This window comes from Bacillus sp. AFS053548 (assembly GCF_002575105.1).
Taxonomy (GTDB): domain Bacteria; phylum Bacillota; class Bacilli; order Bacillales; family Bacillaceae_G; genus Gottfriedia.
Genome location: NZ_NUHI01000005.1, coordinates 59554 through 82087 on the forward strand (window position 1 = coordinate 59554; position 22534 = coordinate 82087).

Below are 22534 nucleotides of genomic sequence, written 5' to 3' on the forward strand. Positions count from 1 at the left end.
TTTTACTTACTCATGAACTCCTTATGAGTCACTATATTTCATCTTTTTCCTTACTTACTCATGAACCTCTTATGAGTTACTAATTTCATATTCCTTCTTTTAAAAAATAAAGGCTCCCATAAAAAAGAAACCACTATTAAATAAGTTTTAATAGCAGCTCCTTTGGGATTTAAGATTATAAGCCTAATTGACTCTTAATTGTTTCTAATGTTTGGTCTTTGTAGATCGTTTTCGGTGTCGGCGCATTTTGTATTGATGGATTTTGCTGTAAGTAATTTTTCTCTACGAATGCGAAATCTTTTGCGTCTACAGTTCCATCAAAATTAATATCAGCGCTTCGTTTGTTTGTGCCCCAATATGTTTGAATGTAAAGTGCATCTTGAACGTCGATTACGTTGTCTTGGTTAACATCCCCGCCAACTAAGTTAATGTTTGTTGATTCCGATTTTCCGTATAATACGCCTTTGTATTCAAAACCGAATTTCTGTGTTTTCCTTGTAATAAAATGTCCTGGTACATTTACTTCAAATGTATATGCATCTTTGCTTAACGCAAGTGGTTCAAGATTAAATTTACCTCTACTAATCAAACTAGTAGCGTCTAAACTATAAGCACCATTTGTTACTTTTAATGTTGCTCCCACTTTTGTCCAATCGCGAGAACCTAAATAAGGTATTTGACCTTCTTCCTGTACTAAATACCCTTCAGGAATTATATTTCCTTGAACTCGGTTAAATTTTGGTTTTACTTGGAATCGTTTACCTGCGTTTAACAACTTAACGGTTTGACCATTAGCATCTACGATCGTAGCTGATGGGTTAATATATCCGATTGGGTAAAAAAGTTGATCTTGTACTTTTACTTTTACATTTACTATTTCTGCACGGTCAAATACCATCATTTCTTTAAAAGTCACTTTAATTTTATTACCAGTTACTTGAATTTCTGCTTTATCCTTAAATTTATTTGTTAAAGACGCCTCTACAAGATTTACGTAGGGAATACCTACAGCACCAGCATCATCAAAATTCCAAGTTGCTTCTTTTATACCTTGTACGTTGTCTAGTACTAAAGATGCAGATAGGATATCTCCTGATCTAGCTAGCTGTACGTTATGCTTAGCATATGCAACTGATGTACCTTCTTTAACAAAGTAGTATTCTTTCCAATTTGCTTGATTTCCTGCAGCATCATACCCAATTAAGTTGAATGACAGTGCTGGAGTACTTTCATTCATTTGTACTTCATCAACCCACTTACCGTTCTTGTCCATATGGATTGGACCGTTAGGAATTGGGAATCCATATGTATATACTGCAAAGTTTGATGTTTCATCTAGACCAATACCAGCTTGTTGCATATCTGTTAAAGCAGTGTCTTTTACTTCCATTTCAAAAGGATAAGTCTCTTGTCCTGACTTGTACTCAATAAAAGGTGAATCTCCATCTAGGGAACTTTTTACTGTTGGTGTGTCAATATCAATAAAGATATCATCAAATTTAACTTTTTGTTTCCCATTTGGTAATGTTGTTATGAATTTCAGTTTATAATGTCCAGGTTTAGCCTGACTTTCTTCTGTTGATACTGGCTGTTTTTTATCACCTGTAAACTTGTAATATGATCCATAAAATGCTTGTTGTATGAAGTGGTCTACATCTGGCGTTGTACTTTTCAAATTAAGCGTACCAACTAGTCCTAGATCTTCATTTGTATTACCGTCTTGTAATACAACATCTAACGTGTTAATGGGAGAACCTAAATTGAATTTTAACGATGTTGCTAATGTTTTAAACGCGTCATATGTTCCATAAAACAATGGAGAGATAGCATGCGATGAAATGCTTAGCGTGTCAAAGCCTTCATCCGATTTCTTAAAACTAAACGGTATACGGTATTGTTCTGATTTATCCCCACTATTTGTGATTAAAACATACCCTTCATAAAAACCTTTTTTAGCAGTAGACGGTACAGTTAATGTTGCTTTTATCGTTTTAGCAGAATTTGGATTAAGTTTAATTGAGTCACCTAAATCTACTACTACGCCATTCTCTTCTAATCCTTTTGCTCCTTGTGTGTTATCTACAACCTTGACATCGAATGTTTGCTTTTTATTACTATTGTTTGTAAATTCAATCTCCTTCTTTAACTTCAATTGAGAATCATCTTTAACAAATTGTCTACCGAAACTTAGTCCCCCAGTTTCATTCTCTGCTTTTAATAATTTGTTACCAACTGGGATTAATGTTTCATCTTGTACTTTTATTTCTGTTTGAGTGTGAAGAGCTTGATAAGGATTTACACGACCTGCTCCTACTTCAAAAACGCTATAGTCTCCATTAAGTTGATTAGCAGTGTTCATCATAATTGATTTAACGTCTGCTGGCTCAAGGTTTGGATTCTGTCCAATTAATAATGCCGCCACACCAGCTGCAAATGGTGATGCCATAGACGTTCCATCCATTCTTTGGTAAGCATATCTATAGTCCTCTGGTGTATCATGATTTGCAATATAAGAAGGAACAGTAGATAGAACACTTACACCAGGTGCTGTGATTTCAGGCTTCATTTGGTAGTTTCCATTAACTGGTCCTCTTGAGCTGAAGTCCGCTAGCTTATCACCCTCAGTAGACTTTTCCTTTAAATTTGTAAAAGTGAACGTTGTATTTCCATTTGCAATTTTCGCCTTTAATTCTTCTCCTGCTTTCTTTGTCATTGAGAATGCAGGAATATATTCCATTGATTCACCTAAGTTATATCCAACATGGCCGTCAACATTGTTATACATAATGACAGCTTTTGCCCCATTTTGCTTTGCAAACTTCACTTTATCTACTAGAGCAAAGTTTCCACGCTGAACGAAAGCAATTTTTCCTGCAACATTTTTATTTTTGTAATCATCTAGTGTTCCTAATCCAACATCTACTAGTTCAAGAGATTTTCCTTCTAAACTATTAAAACTATCAGCGAAGCTCCTAGCCATACTAACAAGATCAGTTGACCATCCGCCTTCCACTTTTCCTTCAAATGTTGAAATTGTCGTTGGTACATCACTTGCTCCTACTGTTAAAGCAAATGCTGCGGTACCTGGTGATCCTAAAGTATAAGCATTAGGTCCACTGTTACCTGCTGAAACCACCGCTGTTACGCCATTTAATACTGCATAATTTATTGCCGTACTAGTTGGATAATATGGATCATTGATCCCTGCTCCTAATGAAAGGTTAATAACATCCATATCATCTTGAACTGCTTTATCAATCCCCGCAATTACATTTTCAGATGATCCACTTCCGTAAGGACCAAGTACACGGTACATATATAGATCCGCTTCAGGAGCAACCCCTTCTACCGAAACTCCACTATCATTTTTATTTTGTCCAACAATTGTCCCTGATACATGCGTACCATGCTCTGTATAGTAAGTGCCATTACCATTACTTTCAGGTTGGTTTGATGCCTGCCAGTCTTTGTAAGTAGCTTCCATTGGATCATTATCATTATTTACAAAATCGTATCCGCCTTTAAAAGCGTCTTTTAAATCAGGATGGTTATAGTCAATACCAGTATCTAGAACCCCTACTTTGACACCTTTACCTGTTATTCCCTCTTTATGTAGCTTGTCCACCTTTAAATAAGGAATACTATCTACTGATGTAGTTGTTTTTCTTGCAACATCGGTTGGAACATCTTCTTTAATTGGATCAATATTAAAGGTTACATCTTTATATATTGTTTTAACAGCATCTGATTTTAAAAGTTCTTTTACTTGATTTGCAGGAAGTGTAATCGCTGCACCGTTAAATGCTGTTTCATACGTTTTTGTAATAATAGGAGCGTTTTTCTTTTCCTTAACCTTAACAAACTTTCCTACATCTTCTTTAAAAACCTTGTGCTCTTTATCAACTTGTGCTTGTGCTGATGTTTTCGTTAATGACTTTCCATCAACTGCAGCTTCTAATACTGCAACATTACTAGGATCTGAATTAAACTGAACGATGACAGAGACTTTTTTATCAGAATTCAGTTCACCTTCTTGAAAGCCTTGAAGTCCTTCTTGATTATTTAATTTTAGTTGATTTAATGCTTCTCTTTGTTCAGGTGTAATTGAAGCTAAAATTTCTTCTGCTTTAGAAGTTGCTGCTTTTGCCGTTATGTAAGACCTTGCACTGAAAGGTGAAATAAGCAGACTTGTTGAAAGGGCAAGTACTGCCGAGTGCTTTGCTAATGTTGTTACCTTCATAGACTTCATCCCCCGTTTTTCTCTTTATTGTTAAAAAATTCTTACTATTACAATCAATAGTAATAGCATTTAGGGAAAAAGCATATTGTGTTATTTTTAATCGAAATTCTGGTCATTTTGTAGGATATTTTTACTAAAAAGTATTGAAAATTGAAAGGAAATTTCATTAAATATAAAAAAAGCATGAAATTTTGCTGAAAAATTTGTGTTATTTTTAATTTGAAATGAAAGTATTTGACTTTAAAAATTTCTAGTTATAATAAATGAATAGGTATTTCAAAGTCTTTGTACTTTCTAGTTTCTTAGATTTGCGTTGCAATCGACATTCGCAAATTGTAGGAATGTAATCTTGCACTGACGCAATAAACTTCATAGTTAATCATCTGGAATTAGAAAAGGAGAGAACATATGCTTGAAGGCGAAATCATTAAATTTTATCGTAAAAAAGCGGGATTGACCCAAGAGGAATTAGGAAAAGACATTTGTACCGCTACCCATGTAAGTAGAATTGAAAGAGGGGAAACTCGATATTCTGAAGAAATCATTCAACTGTTCTCTCAACGTCTTCAAATTGACATTAAAAATGAGATAGCCACTGTTCAAAATATCGAAAAGAAACTACAAAAGTGGCATAATGCAATCATATTAGAGCGAATGAAGGATGTCATAATAATCAAGGAAGAATTAGAAAGCATTCACTATATTAACGCATCCAACTATGCTACCTATTATCAGCTATTATTAGCCCGCTACTTTATTTTAAGTAAAAATACAGATAAAGCAGATCGCATAATTAAACGGATCGAAAAAGATTCTCCTCCTATGTCAACATATGAAAAGAACCTACTCCATCACGTTAGAGGGATCTATTATTTAAATCAATATACACGACTAGAAAATGTAAATAGACAAATTGCACTACAAGAATTAAAGAAGGTCAATATAGAGGAATATGGAAATAAAGAATATTACTATCATCTCGGGTCAGCTTATCATTGGACCCAGTCTAAGGTTATGGCATATTTCTACGGTGAAAAGGCATTTAGATATTTTAATAAAACAAATAATTATACAAGAGCAATTTTGGCAGAATCCCTAATGTTAGTACAATTAAAAGATAGTACACAACTAGATTTTGAAGAAATAGTAGTAAGGTATGAAAGTTTAATTGAGCATAGCGAAGCTTTAGGACTTTTAGATAAAAGAGGAATGATCTTACACAATTTAGGTCTAATGTATTTTTGGAAGCAAGACTTTAAAAATGCACATATCTTTTATAAAAAATCCATTGAAGAAGCTGATAAACAATCATTGCCATATTTAAATCGTTTATACAACTATTTAGATAATGCTGAGGAAGGAAAGCTCCTATCAACAAATGAATTGCTAGAAGAAGCAAATGAAGGCCTTGCTCTTTCAGAAAAAGCTACAAATGATTTATATAGAATTCTCTTTAAGCTTTTAATTTTACGTTTTAACAAAAATTTTGACGAATATTATGATTTCATGGAACAAACTGCATTTCCTTTCTTTAAGGATCACCATCATGTCACACATTCAAGTAAGTATGCAAAGTTGCTCTACTCGTACTATGTTAAGACTAAGCAATATGAGAAAGCAGTTCATGCTGGAGATATGTTTATTAATGGTAATTAGATAAAATGAATAAGAAAGAATAGTTAAAAGGGACTGATTCTATTGAATCTGTCCCTTTCAATGATTATGGAGAGTCTATTATTCTAGTAGAATTAATGTACAAGTAAGTCCTTCTCTAATTGATTGTATTCATCAAGAATTAAACTAATTAGCCCTTTGCAATCTGATAATTCTGAATATTTAACAAGCAACTCTTCCACAGAATGATCTTGGAGGAAGCTTTGTAGTTCAACTGCTTCATGATCATCATTATTTTTATAGAATAGTGCAACTGCAATTGCTTTAACTAAATAGTTAGGTGTTATCCCAAAGTTTATTAATTCTCTTGCTGGCTTAATAAAACGATCATTTGCTCCTAATTTACGAATTGGAGAACGAGCAACACGAGATAATTCATCTGAAATATATTCATTATCGAATCTACCAATTATTTTATTAATATAGGCGTTATGTTCGTCTAAATCAAAGTTATATTTTTTAACTAATAGCTTACCTGTTTCATCTAAAATAGAACTAACAGTATTTCTAATATTCTCATCAGAAATTGCTTCTTTAATCGTTTTATATCCGTAGAAATTGCCTAAATATGCAGTCGCCGCGTGACCAGTGTTTACGGTAAATAGTTTTCTTTCAATATAAGGAAGTAAATCCTCTACATAAGTCACACCATTAATTGTTGGAACCTCACCTATCATTTTTGATTGGTCAATTACCCATTCATAAAATGGTTCTACTGCTACTAATAATTTATCTTCATGACTTTGAATTGGTACGATTCGATCTACTGCAGCATCTGGAAAACTGACCGACTGTTCAGTTTTTTTCTTCTGAGATAATGTCATATTTAAATAAACTTCGTCTCTTAAAAAAGTACTTCCACCTATCATATTTTCACATGCAATTATATTTAACGCTTTATCTGAGTTCTCAACTCTTTCAATTAATCCCTCTGCAATTAGCTTTGCTATTTTAGGAAGAATTGAGGGACCTACTGCTGTTGTTACAATATCAGCCTGTGAAATTACTTTTGTAACATCTCCTGGATCTTTCAGGCTGTTAATACCTCTTACATTTGTTATCCTTATTTCTTCCTGAGTACCATCTGCTAGCACGACAGTATATGATTTCTTCTCATTCAGTTCGTTAATAATCTCTTCATTTACATCAACAAAGCAAATCTCATACCCTGCCTTGTGTAATAATTGTCCTATAAATCCTCTTCCAATATTTCCAGCGCCAAAGTGTACAGCTAACATCTTACTCCTCCTCGCTAAACATTAAAATTAGTTCCTCTTTTGATGTGGCTGCGACCAATTTATGTACATTTTCTTCCTCTGAACAAAGGATCGCAATTTGGGATAACAGATCAAGATGCTCATTATCTTTGCCTGCAATACCGAATACTACCTTTACAATATTTCCGTTCCCAAAGTCTACTCCATTAGGAATTTGAAGAATCGAAATTCCAGATGAGATTACCTCTTGCTTTGACTCCTCAGTTCCGTGTGGAATCGCTATAAAGTTCCCCATATAAGTTGTTAAAGACTCTTCTCTTTCAATCATTTTTTCAATATAGCTTTCATTTACATAACCGTTTTTTACTAAAAGATTTCCTGCTAAACGAATAGCTTCGTCTTTTGTTTTCACATCTACATTTAATAAAACATTATCTGTTGGTAATACTGTCTGAATCATTTATTAATCCCTCAATTCTTAAATCTTTTTTGTAAATTTTCATATAATGCATAGCTTAATTTGTTATATATATCTGTATAGTTATTAGATGTAAAAATCCGTGTTGATTCTTCATCTTCAATAATTGTTGAACTAATTGTACTCAACACTTCTAATTGACCTGTTTGCAAATCAACTGGAGCTAGTAATAATAATAATGTATTGATTTTTATTGACGAGTGGTCCATTGCCTTGACTACTATTGGCTCATGAAGCAAAAAGGATAAAAACACTGGTTGCATAACATATTCTGAACGACAATGATAAAGTGCTATGCTAGTACCTGGTATTCCTAGTCCACCCGTCTTTTCTCTTTCTGAAAGTTGATTAGTTACCTCAAAATAATCACCTATTAATCCCCTAACATTTGCTTGTTTGCATACTTCCAATAACAAAATAGAAGAGGTTGGAATAAATGGTAATGAAATTGTCTCAAATGTATTCAAAATATGGAGTACAGTTTCTGAGTACTGATGAATCACTTCAAGATTTTGTTTAATTAATTCTGGCGTTTCTATCTTTATCTGCTTTTGAAATTTTTTGTTTTGGAGCTTCCTTAATAGCGTTGCTTCCGTTGTAAGTGAGTTTCGTCTTATTTCATCACGAATCTGCTCAGACTCTTTCTTTGGCAATAAAGGATTTACGGTAATATATTTTTTTAAAAATCCCGGCATCTCAACTGTAGATAAAATAATGTCATATTGTTCAATTTGAATATTTCTTAAGTTCGCTAAAGACGATACTTCGATCTCCGTTATTTCTTTTATCTCTTTTTTGATTCGACTCGCTAACATTTTAGAAGAACCGATTCCACTTGAACATAATACAAGTGCTCTAACCTCTTTACTGTTATCATAGATTACTTGAGATGATCCAAAATGTAGGACAAGATAAGCGATCTCTTCAGTTGGAAAAACAATCTTTGGAAGAGCTTCTTTTAATCCTTCTTGAATGATCTTAAACATTGCAGGATAATCCTCTTGAATTTGACTTGCTAAAGGATTATTTGCATCTAGTTTTTTTTGAATTCGATAGATTGCTGGTTCAATATGAGTAATTAGTCCTTCAAATAAGGCTTGGTCTTCTTCAAAATTTATTTCAAGTTCCTTCGATACATAATTGATTAACTTTTTTGAGCCTGCGACTATTTCCGTACTGCTCTCTTCTAGCCAATCATTTTTCTCTTGACGCTGCCTTGCACCTAATAAATGCATTGTAATATACCCTTTTTCAGCATTTGGGATATTAACTTTAAACACTTCTTCTAATTCATTAACAATCTGACTTGCAATATTAAATTCTTTAGTGGTACTTAATTCCTCAAGAACCACTTGATCCATTTTTACTACTTCACCTTGAATAATTCTTTCGATGGCAAGAGATAAGTGAATTGTAAATGTCATAAACGCACTATCAGCTAGAGAATAAGGTAATTGTTGTTCAATATCACGAATCATTTTTCCAATCATGGTGAGTTTTTCTAGTTTTATTATTTCTAATAATCCATTTGAGAATCTATTCTTTGATTCATACTCATCTTCCACTACAGATAAAAACTCATATTCATTTAATTGCTGTGCGATTAGATGTCCTAGGGCTTTTCTTTTTTTCCGTTCCGAACCTAGTAAAGCAATGCCGTACCCTTTCTTTCTGATAAGATCCAAATCGAAGTCTTTTAACCATTCTTCTACTTTATTGAGATCGTTACTAACCGTAGCAACGGTAACATGCAAATCATTTGCTAGTGAGCTTAGTTTAATAGATTCTGGTTCTTTTAATAAGGAACATAGAATTAACTCCTGTCTTTCTTTTTGAGTAAACTCCTGCCCACTTTTTAATATTGCAATTTGGAGCTCATTTTTTTGCTCAGGTGTCCCTTCTATATGCATTCCAACACCTAATACCTTTCTTAAGGAAAGGTTATGAGCAGAGGCAATACTTTCGACTCCTTTTAGTTCCCGTTGCACGGTTCGGCTACTAACATTTAAGTTCACTGCAATTTCTTGAACATTGATTCCGTTTGAATGATCCAACAACAAATTAATGATTTCTCTTTCTCTTGCTGATATATACATATATACCTCTTTAAATTTTTTATTTTACTAAAGAATTCACTAATTCATCATACTTTGGGCTGTTTAAGAAGTTCTCTACTGAGATATGAACTGCATTCGGTACTTTTGCTTTTGCTCGATCAGTTAAATCTTTATGAGTTATGACAACATCCACATCATTTGGTAAATTATTAATTGCTACATTCGTAACCTCTAATTCTATCCCCACTGTTTTTACCTTTTTGCGTAATATTGATGCTCCCATCGCACTTGATCCCATACCAGCATCACAGGCAAAAATAATCTTCTTCACTTCTTTATCAATACCAAGAGAACTAGCAACTTCTTTTTCAGTCTGTAATAGACTAGCTGCTTTACTTTCTTTACCCTTTAAATCTTGTGTTTTTTGAGCCGCTCTTTCTAAAACTTCATCTGATGAAATTGACTTAGATGATTTTAGAACTACTGCTGAAACAATAAATGAAACAGCTGTTGCAACAAATACTCCTGCAAGAATTGGTAAGTATCCTCCTTTTGGAGCCATTGCTAATATTGCAATAATACTACCTGGAGAAGCTGCTGCTACTAGACCTGCGCCTAATATATTAAAAGTAAATGTACCAGCTACACCACCAGCGATAACCGAAAAGATTAACAAAGGTCTCATTAAGATATATGGGAAATAAATCTCGTGGATTCCACCTAGGAAATGGATAATCACTGCTCCTGGCGCTGTTTGTTTCGCTGTACCTTTTCCGAATATTGTATATGCTAATAGTACGCCTAAGCCCGGTCCAGGATTGGCTTCTAGTAAGAATAAAAGTGACTTCCCAGCTGATTTTGCTTGCTCAAGACCAATTGGACTTAAAATCCCATGGTTAATTGCATTGTTTAAAAATAAGATTTTTGCTGGTTCAATAAATATGTTTGCCAAAGGAATGACATTTGCTCTTACCATCATATCTACGCCATTAGCTAATGCTTCTGTTAGCGTCGAAACAACTGGATTAACACCTATCAAGGCAATTATTGCTAAAATTGCCCCTAAAATACCCGCCGAGAAATTATTAACTAACATCTCAAATCCTGACTTAACTTTTCCTTGTATAGCTTGGTCAAATTTCTTAATAGCCAAACCGCCAAGCGGTCCCATAATCATAGCGCCTAAGAACATCGGCATCTCTGCACCAACAATTACCCCCATTGTTGCAATAGCACCAACAACTCCGCCTCGAATATCATGGACCATTCTTCCGCCGGTAAAACCAATTAGCAATGGTAATAAGTAAGTAATCATTGGACTTACTAATACCGCCAACTTTGCATTAGGGATCCATCCAGTAGGTATAAACAGTGCCGTTATTAATCCCCATGCAATAAAAGCACCAATGTTTGGCATCACCATACCGCTTAGAAAGCTACCAAAGCGTTGTATTTTTACTTTTATATTACTGTTTTTATCTGTATTCAAAATCTTACCTCCCCTGTGAAGCTTATATACAAATGATAAAACGCTTACAGTACCAAAACAATGAAATGAATATTCGTATTTGTCGCTTACTAAGGTGACAAAATTTAAAAGAGTTAAAAAAAGAAATAACCATTTTCTATAATCTCTACTTTTAATAGAATGCTAGATTCCATCCACCTGAGCAATAGGTCTTTAAACACACTCAAAAACATGACATACTACCTACAAAAACACCCCTACAATAGACTCATAAACCGGTATAAAAAAGGAACATATTCAAGTTATGAATATGTTCCTTTGATTTTATAATGTAGAAGTTAAAGCTTCCAACCTACTACCCTTATCCGACCTGTCCACTATATTTAGATTCTTCTTCTGGGAATAAAAATCCTAACTCATGGTGTTCACCTTCATAAACTGAAGATTGAGTTATACGGATTTCAGAATTCAAATCAACTACTTCTAATTTACAGTATGCACGATTAATTTGTAGTGCTTCATAAAACTCATTAACAGTAGAGACATTTTGTCCATTTACTTTTGTAATGCTTTCGCCTACTTTTATGTTCATTTTATCCGCTACAGAGTTTGGTAAAATCCCTAAAACAATTAGGCCAGTTGATTTAACTGTAAAGTAAGATGGTGTATTAATATCCTTATTTTTATGAATATAGTTTATAGCTTCTCGTCCAACTACTGCGATTGCTACAGCTATAAATGCTATAAAACCAATGAAATGACTTAATATTCCACCTGCACAAACTATAATTGCTAAAGCTACTATTTGTTTACCGACAAGCTTAATTGATTCCTTTGGTAGCATTCCTTGAATTAACTGGTAAAATCCAATTCCAAATGGTACACAAAAAATCGAATACCCACTATCACCTAAAGCAAGTGTAGGCCACCATGAATAGTCACTAACGATCGAACCACTTGGTATTAGTAAAAATAGTGGCACCATCCATAATCTATTTGCCTCATGTGCCCCTACTCTTTTTCCACGTTTACTCTCAATAAATAAAGGAGTTGTATGATTTGCAGCATTACGTTGAACTAAAATTCCTTCAGCCAATAAAAGTAAAGCCAATAGAATCGTTATAGCTGGAAGCATCGCATTCAGATCATTAGGTATAAAGTTTTTCAACAAAGGTAATGAATCTTGCCCTCTATTTAGTAAAGGCAGAGCTACTAATGCTAGTCCAAAAAGATAAGCAGGAGACATCCATCTGAATTGTAAAACTAGTGCACAAATAATCGTTAATACACTTAGTAAATAAACCATTTCAATCGGAATGCTAATTCCAGCTACCAATGTTATAACTGAAAGAATTAATCCAATCAGTAATCCATACCATAGTGAAGTTTTCCACTCGAACGTTACATTAAAATTTCGAACTGAAAAATGCTTACGTTCTCGTTTTACACGTAAATTGCCACAGAAAATTGATGCGATGAAAAATATATAAGTAAATGGATTTAAAAATAGTTTACCTAATCCAACTAATAGTTCAGATAATAAATTTGACCACATAACATTCACCACCTTCTTTATATAATAGATTGATATACTTATGTTATCGGTTTATTAATGTTTTTTCAAAGAGAATATGCTACAAAACAATAAAAAAAGCACACTTCTCCATAAAGTGTACTTTCGACATACTAAACTAAAACTCCTGCATGGATTGTAATTTCAAATCTATTTCCCGGGAATTATGTCAAATGAGGACGAAATAAGTTTCGCCCTCTAAGATTGGACTTTACTATAAAAAGAGGACAATACAAAATTGTCCTCTTTTTGGATCATTATTGAGCTACCATATCTAAAGCTTTTTCTAACTGAAGATCATTCTTTTCATTTTTAATTTTATCAATTAATGATGATTCAAGTTTTTCTGAAGTTAGAGGATCAATCTCACCGTTAACAGTAATCCCAACAGCTTTTTGATAGTTCTTAACTGCTGTCTCTGTTTGCTTGCTGAAATATCCATCTTTACGACCTGGGTCGTATCCTAAACCTTTTAACATGATTTGCGCTTGTTTAATATTTTCATCATTATCATCGAATTTAAATGTTTTCTTTTTATCAATTGGTGTAGCGTAGAAATAATCAGGTTGTTTCACAGCAACATCTGGTTTAATACCTTTTTTGTGAATCCAAGTACCATCTGGAGTTAACCATTTAAATTGTGTTAACTTAATATTACTACCATCTTTGAAATCTAATGTGGATTGTACAGTACCTTTACCATAAGATTTTTCCCCAATTAATTCATAATGTCCTGCTTCACTTAATGCCGCTGCTAAAATTTCAGCCGCAGATGCACTTCCTTTATCAATTAATACATCAATTGGATATGGTTTCGCTTTATTTAATTTAGTATAATACTTCTCACGTTGGCCATTTCTATTTTCAACTTGTAGGTATGGCTCACTTTTTACAACTAATTCTCCTAAAACGCCTTCTACAGCTTGTAGGTACCCGCCAGGATTTCCTCGAACGTCAATTGTTAAACCTTGGATATTTTGATCCTCTAGCTTTTTCAATTCTTTCTTAAACTCGTCAGCTGTCTTTTCATTAAACGAGGTAATGTGAATATAACCAATTTTTTCGTTGTTTACGTCTTTTACTGAACTAAATACTGTATACATTGGAATATCATCACGTTTAATTGTAAATTTAATTGGATCTGGAACTCCTGGACGTTGTATTTCAATCGTAACATTTGTTCCTTTTTTACCACGGATTTTTAACACTGCATCATATTGAGATAAACCTTTTACACTTTTACCATCTACTGATAAAATTTCATCCTTTGGTTTCAGACCAGCCTTTTCCGCAGGTGAGTTCTTAATTGGAGATACAATAATTAGTTTATCACCATCTTTAGAAACCTCCGCCCCAATTCCTTGGAATGATGAACCTAATGATTCATGGAACTGTTTAGCTGTCCTTCCATCCATATAAGTAGAGAACGGATCATCTAAAGTTGTTACCATCCCTTGGATTGCACCTTCAGTTAATTTATCCGGATCAATTTTTTTCACATATTGATTTGCAATAATTTCGTAAGCTTTTTGTATTTTAGCAATATTTTCATCTTCAGAAGCTTTTACTTCTTTACTCTCAGAGAATTTTGAAACGATTGTACTTGTACCGTCACCAATTGCAAATGTACCCACCCCCATACCAACAACAAATGTTGCTGTTGCAAGTAGAGCTGTTGTTTTACGATTCATACAGAACCTCCTATTTTTCGTTCCTTAAGAACGTACCAATCTATTAAATAGTGTATGTACCTTAAAAAGCATCACACAGACGTGCGATGCCATTTCTGTTCTATTATATGATAAGCCTGTATCACTTATGTTTGCAAGTAGAACACGATTTAATAAATTTTTATTAGAAGAGTTTAATTTATTTTGGTAGATGTTGCAAGTATGGTGTTAGATTAATACCTATTTTACTCGCAAGTCTCTCACCTAATTTTGCATCTGCACGATAGAAGTTACAAACTGCACGAAGCTTAATTTTTTCATCTACATCTGCTAAATCAGCACTAATATTTTTAATAACAGCATCCTGCTCCGCTTTACTAAATCTATTCCACACTTCTCCCGCTTGGCCGAAGTCATTTGTTTTTTCTATTTTTTTGCGCTCAGAAACACCACTTAATGGCTGAACTACTTCAACATATTCTGTATCCTCTTTTGGCGTATCTGAGTAGCTATTTGGCTCAAAGTTAACTTGATGTGTTTGCTGACTAAAAGGCATATGACCATCTCGTTGACCATTCGCTACTTTCGCAAAAGGACAGTTAATTGGAAGTTGTAAATAATTTGCTCCAATACGATATCTTTGGGTATCTGAATAAGAGAATAATCTTCCTTGTAGTAACTTGTCCTCAGATGGTAATATACCAGGAACTAACACACCTGGATTAAATCCAACTGATTCAGTTTCTGCAAATACATTTTCAGGGTTTCGATTAAGGACCATCGTTCCAACAAATTGTCGAGGAATCACATCTTCAAACCAATCTTTTGTAGGGTCTAATGGATCAAAGTCGAAATCATTCATATCTGCTGGATTCAATACTTGAACATATAAGTCCCATTCTGGGAAATCTCCGTTTTCAATTGAATCGTATAAATCTCGGCTTGCATGGTTAAAGTCTTTACCTTGAACTTCACTAGCTTCTTCCATTAAAAGATTTTCAATTCCTTGCTTTGGTACCCAACGAAGTTTTATATAAACAGTATTACCGTATTCATTTACCCATTTATATGCATGAACACTTGAACCTCTCATTTGACGATAGTTCGCTGGAATACCTTCATCAGAAAATACATGTAATAACATATTTGTTGACTCAGGTGTTAGAGACATAAAATCCCAATATCTGTTAGGTGTTTGTAAATTAGTCCTAGGATCCGGCTTTAATGAATGAACCATATCGGGGAATTTCATTGCATCACGAATAAAGAATATAGGAAGATTATTACCTACAAAATCATAGTTACCATCTTCAGTATAAAATTTCACAGCAAATCCCCGAGGATCTCGTAATGTTTCAGGAGAATGTAATCCATGAATAACTGTTGAGAAACGAGCAAATACTGGTGTTTCTGTTCCGGCATCTTGTAAGAACTTAGCTTTCGTATATTTTTTCATACTATTTTTAGTTATGAAAACACCGTGTGCTCCAACTCCACGTGCATGCACAACACGCTCTGGTACTCTTTCACGGTCAAAATGAGCTAGTTTTTCAATTAATTGATAATCCTCTAATAAAGTTGGGCCTCTACGTCCAGCTGTAAGTGAATTTTGATTATCTCCAATTGGCACGCCTTGATTTGTTGTTAGTCGGTTATTTGTCATATCATTTCTCCTTAATTGTAATTATTATAATCTAGTAATAATTATATAATAATCTAACCAGTAATGAAAATCAATATCAAATTATAATAATTATAATCTAGTAATTTATTTAATCTCCTCTTAACTATGTAGGTATGACTTGTAGTTTTATAAATCATTTGGGATTTATATAGCAGATAATGAAAAAAACCTATCCTAATGTTTTAGGATAGGTTTTTAGTAAATTAAAAACTAATATATTTCATAGGATCTACTGCATTTGATTTAGCATAATTCCATTCACCTTTATGCAATTCAAAGTGTAAATGTTGTCCAGTAGAATGACCTGAATTTCCCATATAACCAATTTTCATACCTTTTGAAACAGTTTGTCCAGTTGATACATTAAAACTAGCTAAGTGAGCATATACGGTTGTCCATACTTGTCCATCAATATTATGCGTAATAAACACACAATTTCCATAAGAAGATGAGACATAAGCACGAATTACAACCCCATCGCCTGCTGCTACAACTGGTACACTTCCTGCTGAGGCAATATCAACACCTTCATGGAACTCTCCACCCTCAAATGAACGTTGTCCAAATCCAGAAGAGACATAACCGTTTGCTGGTCTTGTAAAGTTGCCACTAGATACGGTTGGTGTATTATCAGAACTACCAGTACTATCTGAGTTACTAGAGTTACTAGAATTGCCTGAGCTACTAGAGCTTCCAGATTCACTTGAATGACTTGTACTAGTAGATTGCTTTTTACTTTTTGCAGCAGCTTCTGCTTTACGTTTAGCCTCTGCTTTACGTCTAGCTTCTGCCGCAGCTCTTTCAGCAGCTTGTTTTTTAGCGATTTCAAGAGCTTTTTGCATTGCAGCCTGCTGACTTGCTAATAATTGATCTTGTTCTTTTAAATCTAAAACATCTTCATGAGCTTCGCTTTCTTTAGCTTTTAATGAAGCCATTAATTTGTTCTTTTCGCTAACCTGACTTGCAAGTTGATTATTTAGACTCTTTAGGTTCGCTAAATCTCTTTCGATTTTTGCTTGTTTTATAGTCAAATCATCTTTTTTAGCACTAACTTCTTTTAAGTCTAAGTTTTGCTGATTAATAATGTCCTCGTCAGCCTTCATGATAATTTGTACGGCACTCATTCGTTGAATTAAATCTCCGAAACTATTAGCGCCTAAAATGACATCAATGTATGATACCATTCCACCAGCTTTTTGAAGAGAACGCATACGGTTTTTCAATAATTCTTCACGAGATTTAATGCGTTCTTCAATAAACTTAATTTCTTCCTTTAGTTTTGAAATTTGCTTTTTCCCATCACTAACTGCATCTTCAGTTTGGTTAACTTTTTGCTTAGTCAATTTCATCCGAGCATCAAGTTTCTCAAGCTCCGCAACAACTTCTTGCTGGTCATGCTTTATATCAGCAATTTTGTTGTTTGTTGCATCAGTCTTATCCTTAACTTCACTACGCTTCTTTTTAATGCGGTCAATTTCTGATTGGTATTTACTTTCAGCAAAAGAAACGGATGGGATAGCACCGATGATGAAAGTACTGCATAACATAATTGTTATTACTTTCGATGATTTTCTCTTATTCATCTAAGATCCCTCCTTATATGTATATAGAAAAGCCCTAGTACCTGTTCAACTCAGACAGACGTTAAATTGGGAACTAGAGCTTATCAATCGAATTACACTATTAAAACAATAGAACTATAAATGAAAAATTTAATCTTATTTACGTAAAAACTTACGAATTGACATGACAGAACCCCACATCCCGATTATTGCACCAATACCTATTAATATTGCAGATAGCTGGTACACAAACGGTGAAAATGGTAATAATGTAAACATTGTTCCTGCTAATTTTGGCATCAACATATTATAAATAACCTTATAACCAGTTAATAGTAAAACAATCGGAATAACCGATCCTAACACACCTAGCAGTAAACCTTCTAATAAGAACGGCCAACGAATAAAGTTATTAGTTGCCCCTACCAATCTCATAATCTCAATTTCACGTCGTCTTGCCATGATCGTTATTTTGATAGTATTAGAGATTAAGAACATCGCAGTAAATAATAGTCCGAAAATCAGTACTAAACCGATATTACGACCTACCGAAACTGCATTAAATAATTTTTGAACTTGTTTTTTACCATAAATTACTTCATCAATATATTTTAAGCCTTCAATTTTTTTGGCTACTGGTGCGATTTGTTCTGGAGAATCTGTTTTAACAATATACGTATCATTTAATGGATTTTGCTGTTCAAACAGTTTAAATGCTTTCCCATCTTCTCCCATACTTTTGATTAGATTATTTAATTCTTGATCTTTCGACGAGAACTTTACAGTAGTTACATGATCTAATTTTTTGATTTCGTCTTTTAAAGTAGCTTGTTGCTCTTTGTTTGCTGTTAAATCAACTAAAACACGTACTTCAACATCTTTTTCTAGCGTTGTTCCAATATGATTAACATTCAAAATTACGGTTAAAAATACGCCAACAAGCATTAAAGTAACTGCAACAGCACTTATCGATGCAAACGTCATCCAACCATTTCGTTTTAAACTACGTAGACCCTCACGAACATGTCTTCTTGCAGTTCTAGCTTTCATAACCGTACACTCCTCTCGCTTGGTCGCGTACAATTTTTCCAGATTCAATTGCAATAACACGTCGCTTTATCGTATTTACGATCTCTTTATTATGAGTTGCCATTACTACAGTTGTTCCACGATCATTGATTTCTTTAAATATATCCATAATCTCCCATGTAGTTTCAGGGTCTAGGTTACCCGTTGGCTCATCGGCGATCACTACTTGTGGTTTATTTACAATAGAACGGGCAATCGAAACACGTTGCTGTTCACCACCAGATAGCTCTGTTGGTAAGAATCGCGCTTTATGTTTTAACTTAACAAGGTCAAGTACTTCCATAACTCTCTTCTTTATTGTTTTCGGATTTTCTTCAATAACTTCAAGTGCAAATGCAATATTTTCATAAACTGATAAAGTCGGTAATAATTTATAGTCTTGGAAAACTACCCCAATATTTCTACGTAATAAAGGAACTTTTTTATCCTTCATATGGCTTAAATCAATTCCATTAATTAAGATTGCACCCTTTGATGGTCTTTCTTCGCGATACATCATTTTAATGAATGTCGACTTTCCGGCACCACTCGGTCCCACGACATACACAAATTCACCTTGGCGAATTTTTACATTAATACCATCTACCGCAAGAACACCATTAGGATAAGTCTTATAAACATCTTTTAACTCAATCATGACATTCTCCTTAATTTTTGTTCCGTTTTCTTCTATCAAACTATATAAGATCCATTCTGGATGAAATTATAATTAACTTTACTTTACTTGATCTTGATCTTATTATTTCGCCTGCTATTTACATATTTCGATAATTTCAGCTAAGCTCCTCTATTATACCACTTAAAAAATGTCAAAATTGATAAATTTATGTTACATTTTAATAATAGTCAAGATTATTTCCGAACGATTTATGGGTTTGCTTAACAAATTATGGGAAAATGTAACTAAAATGAAAAGAAACAGACCTTTTCTAATTAACAGAAAATTGTCTGTTTCTTTAATTTTTTCTATTAAAACATTTTACTTTTTAGTCGCAAGCCATTTCGCTACACTTTTCGCGTCATTTCCTTGAATAACTCCACTAGGCATTGATCCTCTACCATCATGGATAATATTTTCTATATCTTTTTCAGAATATTTTGCTCCGACCTTTTTTAAGCTTGGTCCAATTATACCTTCTAATTCTCCACCGTGGCAGCTAGCACAGCTTTGTTTAAATAACTTTTCTCCATTATCAACCGAAACCGGCGCACCTGAATCATTATTTTTACTTGTATCATTATTTGATCCACATGCAGTAATCGTTAACAACATACCACCAGTTATAAAAGCAAGAAGTAGCTTTTTCACAAAAATCATCGCCCCTTTAAACATCCCATAACTATAGTCTACTACTAATAAAAGTATTTATTTTTCCTTTTTATGTCAAATTTGTGAAACCTTCTCCAAGAACTTCTGTTGCATCTACAACTGTAATGAAAGCATTTCGATCAACTGACCGAACGATATCACGTAGAGAAGAAAATTCAGTTTGATCAAGTACACACATTAATACTAAACGGTCTTCATTTGTATATCCACCAACACCAGTTAGCTTTGTTACTCCACGATCTAATTGGTGAACAATTGCCGTTGTTACAGGCTCTACTTCTGAAGTAATAATTAGTGCCATTTTTGATCTAGCAAGACCAATTTGAACTAAATCGATTGTTTTACTCGTAACAAAAAGTGCAATCAGTGCATACATACCACTTTCAAGATTAAACACGATTGCAGATGTAAGAACAATTAATCCGTCAATAAATGCTACACAAATCCCAAGTGATAAACCAGTATATTTATGAACAATTTGAGCTGCTAAATCTGTTCCACCAGTAGATGCTTTACCACGGAACACGATTCCTAGACCTAAACCAATAAATAGTCCACCAAAAATTGATGCTAAAAGTGGATTATCAGTTGCAGGTTTTATATTGTATAAATCAACTAAATAAACAACAAGTGGAATAAAGATTGTTCCAACTAATGTTTTAGCTCCAAATTGTCTACCTAAGAAAATTACACCTGCTATAAATAATGGAATATTAAATGCCCATTGTACAAATGCAGGATTAAATCCCATTGTACTCTTTAGAATCGTCGAAATACCGCTTACCCCACCAGAAGCAATATGATTTGGTAATAAAAACACACAAAACGCGACAGCAATAATTGCAGAACCAACTAATACAAAAAAGTACTCAAAAAACGTTTTTCCCCACCCTACAGTTAGAGCAGTAGAATATCTGACCTTTTTCAAACTTATCCCCCTCAATATTTCACACTTACAGACAACTTTTCTATTTTATATCCTTATTATCGGATACTCTCTCTATTTTTTATTATGAAAAAAACAATAAGATTTAATTACATATAAACAAAATTTACTTTCTTCTATTTGTAAAACAACTTAAAAATAAATATGATTCATGTAACTCCTTCACATTAGTAAGGAAAATCCTTATTAATCCCCTAAAGAAAAAAGCTCAAAAGAATAACATCTTCATAATTTGAAGATGTCCGTTTAGACAAAGTCCAAAGAACTTGATGATCAGACTAATTGCAGTCTGATAGTAGATGTTTTAGGTTAAAAGATGGATTTACAGCTACCGAAATGATAAAATATACCTCTTTTGTCCCCAAAGATTAGGGCTGGTAAGAAAGAAGTTTCCCCCGATCTTATCAGCCCATTTTTCAACATTAAATCTTAGAACGTAAGTAAGCATCAATAAATGGATCAAGATCTCCATCCATTACTGCATGTACATTACCAACCTCTGTGTTTGTTCGATGATCTTTAACCATTGAGTATGGGTGGAAAACATATGAACGAATTTGACTTCCCCAGCCAATTTCTTTTTGCTCTCCACGGATTTCATCAAGTTGAGCTTGTTGCTCTTCTATTTTACGTTGATATAGTTTTGCTTTTAACATTTTCATTGCATGTTCACGGTTTTTAATTTGTGAACGCTCTGTTTGACATGTTACTACAGTGTTAGTTGGAACATGTGTAATACGTACTGCTGAGTCAGTTGTATTAATGTGCTGACCACCCGCTCCACTTGCACGATACGTATCAATTTTTAAATCTTCTGTACGTATATCGATTTCAATTTCTTCATTAAACTCAGGCATTACTTCGCAAGAAACGAACGAAGTATGACGACGACCCGATGAATCGAATGGAGATATACGTACTAAGCGATGAACGCCTTTTTCTGCTTTTAAATAGCCATAAGCATTATGGCCTTTAATTGCTAAAGTTACGCTCTTAATACCAGCCTCATCACCAGGTAGATAATCTAAAGTTTCGACTTTAAACCCACGTTTTTCAGCCCATCTAGTGTACATACGTAATAACATTGAGCCCCAATCTTGAGACTCAGTTCCACCTGCTCCTGGGTGAAGCTCAAGAATTGCATTATTTTTATCATATGGCTCGCTTAATAATAATTGAAGTTCAAAATCATTCAGTTTTCCAGTTAAAGATTTTACTTCAGTTACTAGTTCTTCAAATAGTTCATCGTCATTTTCTTCTTTTACTAACTCGTATGTTACTTCAAGATTCTCATATCCATCATTTAAATCATTGAATTCATTAATGACCTCTTTTAAACCATTTACTTCACTAATTACTACTTGTGCAGCTTTTTGATCATCCCAAAAATCTGGCTCTGACATGAACGCTTCAAGCTCATCTAGTCTTGCTTGTTTTGTTTCGACGTCAAAGAGACCCCCTAAATGCTTGAAGGCGTTTCGCCATCTTTTCTAGTTCTTGCTTTACTTCTACTAATTCCATTACATAACACCTCGATTAAATTTTA

The 22534-nt window shown here is 33.8% G+C and carries 15 protein-coding genes; 1 reads left to right on the top strand and 14 read right to left on the bottom strand.

The genetic code is table 11. The features are described 5' to 3' along the window. Positions 1–175: 175 nt before the first annotated feature. Positions 176–4240, bottom strand: a complete 4065-nt coding sequence (locus tag CN946_RS02185) for a S8 family serine peptidase (protein WP_098859709.1) — start codon at positions 4238–4240, stop codon at positions 176–178. Positions 4241–4648: 408 nt separating this feature from the next. Between CN946_RS02185 and CN946_RS02190 the strand changes: the two genes are divergently transcribed. Next, positions 4649–5896: a helix-turn-helix transcriptional regulator gene (locus CN946_RS02190; protein ID WP_098859710.1), complete on the top strand. Its 1248-nt coding sequence runs from the start codon at positions 4649–4651 to the stop codon at positions 5894–5896. Between the two features lie 92 nt (positions 5897–5988). Here CN946_RS02190 and CN946_RS02195 read toward each other — a convergent pair whose 3' ends face one another. The 13 genes from CN946_RS02195 to prfB form a co-directional block, all read right to left on the bottom strand. Beyond that, positions 5989–7152, bottom strand: a complete 1164-nt coding sequence (locus tag CN946_RS02195) for a mannitol-1-phosphate 5-dehydrogenase (RefSeq protein ID WP_098859711.1) — start codon at positions 7150–7152, stop codon at positions 5989–5991. 1 nt (position 7153) lies between these two features. After that, on the bottom strand, positions 7154–7591 hold the full coding sequence (locus CN946_RS02200) for a PTS mannitol transporter subunit IIA (RefSeq protein ID WP_098859712.1): 438 nt from the start codon (positions 7589–7591) through the stop codon (positions 7154–7156). An 11-nt stretch (positions 7592–7602) separates the two neighbouring features. Further along, entirely contained in the window at positions 7603–9705 is a 2103-nt protein-coding gene (locus CN946_RS02205) for a BglG family transcription antiterminator (protein WP_098859713.1), read from the bottom strand. A gap of 19 nt (positions 9706–9724) precedes the next feature. Then, entirely contained in the window at positions 9725–11158 is a 1434-nt protein-coding gene (locus CN946_RS02210) for a PTS mannitol transporter subunit IIBC (RefSeq protein ID WP_098859714.1), read from the bottom strand. Between the two features lie 337 nt (positions 11159–11495). Next, on the bottom strand, positions 11496–12689 hold the full coding sequence (locus CN946_RS02215) for a PDZ domain-containing protein (protein ID WP_098859715.1): 1194 nt from the start codon (positions 12687–12689) through the stop codon (positions 11496–11498). 275 nt (positions 12690–12964) lie between these two features. Next, positions 12965–14398, bottom strand: a complete 1434-nt coding sequence (locus tag CN946_RS02220; RefSeq protein WP_098859716.1) for a S41 family peptidase — start codon at positions 14396–14398, stop codon at positions 12965–12967. A gap of 178 nt (positions 14399–14576) precedes the next feature. Beyond that, positions 14577–16040 (bottom strand): catalase, encoded by a 1464-nt coding sequence (locus CN946_RS02225; RefSeq protein ID WP_098859717.1) that lies wholly within the window; start codon positions 16038–16040, stop codon positions 14577–14579. A 224-nt stretch (positions 16041–16264) separates the two neighbouring features. After that, positions 16265–17644, bottom strand: a complete 1380-nt coding sequence (locus CN946_RS02230; protein ID WP_098859718.1) for a murein hydrolase activator EnvC family protein — start codon at positions 17642–17644, stop codon at positions 16265–16267. A 135-nt stretch (positions 17645–17779) separates the two neighbouring features. Further along, a complete protein-coding gene (gene ftsX, locus CN946_RS02235) occupies positions 17780–18673 on the bottom strand; it encodes a permease-like cell division protein FtsX (RefSeq protein ID WP_098859719.1) in 894 nt (297 codons plus the stop codon). Further along, a complete protein-coding gene (ftsE, locus tag CN946_RS02240) occupies positions 18663–19349 on the bottom strand; it encodes a cell division ATP-binding protein FtsE (protein ID WP_098859720.1) in 687 nt (228 codons plus the stop codon). Before ftsE ends, ftsX begins: the two co-directional genes overlap by 11 nt. Positions 19350–19691: 342 nt before the next feature. After that, positions 19692–20021, bottom strand: coding sequence for a cytochrome c551 (cccB, locus tag CN946_RS02245; RefSeq protein ID WP_218012635.1), 330 nt, complete (start codon positions 20019–20021; stop codon positions 19692–19694). Between the two features lie 70 nt (positions 20022–20091). Continuing rightward, positions 20092–20970: a YitT family protein gene (locus CN946_RS02250; protein ID WP_098859721.1), complete on the bottom strand. Its 879-nt coding sequence runs from the start codon at positions 20968–20970 to the stop codon at positions 20092–20094. 440 nt (positions 20971–21410) lie between these two features. Next, positions 21411–22509, bottom strand: a protein-coding gene (prfB, locus tag CN946_RS02255; RefSeq protein ID WP_248267333.1) for a peptide chain release factor 2 whose coding sequence is annotated in 2 segments (ribosomal slippage) — positions 21411–22445 and positions 22447–22509 — 1098 coding nt in all. Because the reading frame shifts where the segments join, the coding sequence is not laid out codon by codon here. Between the last annotated feature and the right edge of the window lie 25 nt (positions 22510–22534).

Coding starts and splice junctions, on each gene's coding strand:
- ftsE (WP_098859720.1), bottom strand. CDS start 19,349: ATGATTGAGTTAAAAGATGTTTATAAGACTTATCCTAATGGTGTTCTT.
- CN946_RS02185 (WP_098859709.1), bottom strand. CDS start 4,240: ATGAAGGTAACAACATTAGCAAAGCACTCGGCAGTACTTGCCCTTTCA.
- CN946_RS02230 (WP_098859718.1), bottom strand. CDS start 17,644: ATGAATAAGAGAAAATCATCGAAAGTAATAACAATTATGTTATGCAGT.
- CN946_RS02220 (WP_098859716.1), bottom strand. CDS start 14,398: ATGAATCGTAAAACAACAGCTCTACTTGCAACAGCAACATTTGTTGTT.
- CN946_RS02205 (WP_098859713.1), bottom strand. CDS start 9,705: ATGTATATATCAGCAAGAGAAAGAGAAATCATTAATTTGTTGTTGGAT.
- CN946_RS02190 (WP_098859710.1), top strand. CDS start 4,649: ATGCTTGAAGGCGAAATCATTAAATTTTATCGTAAAAAAGCGGGATTG.
- CN946_RS02200 (WP_098859712.1), bottom strand. CDS start 7,591: ATGATTCAGACAGTATTACCAACAGATAATGTTTTATTAAATGTAGAT.
- CN946_RS02195 (WP_098859711.1), bottom strand. CDS start 7,152: ATGTTAGCTGTACACTTTGGCGCTGGAAATATTGGAAGAGGATTTATA.
- ftsX (WP_098859719.1), bottom strand. CDS start 18,673: ATGAAAGCTAGAACTGCAAGAAGACATGTTCGTGAGGGTCTACGTAGT.
- CN946_RS02215 (WP_098859715.1), bottom strand. CDS start 12,689: ATGTGGTCAAATTTATTATCTGAACTATTAGTTGGATTAGGTAAACTA.
- CN946_RS02225 (WP_098859717.1), bottom strand. CDS start 16,040: ATGACAAATAACCGACTAACAACAAATCAAGGCGTGCCAATTGGAGAT.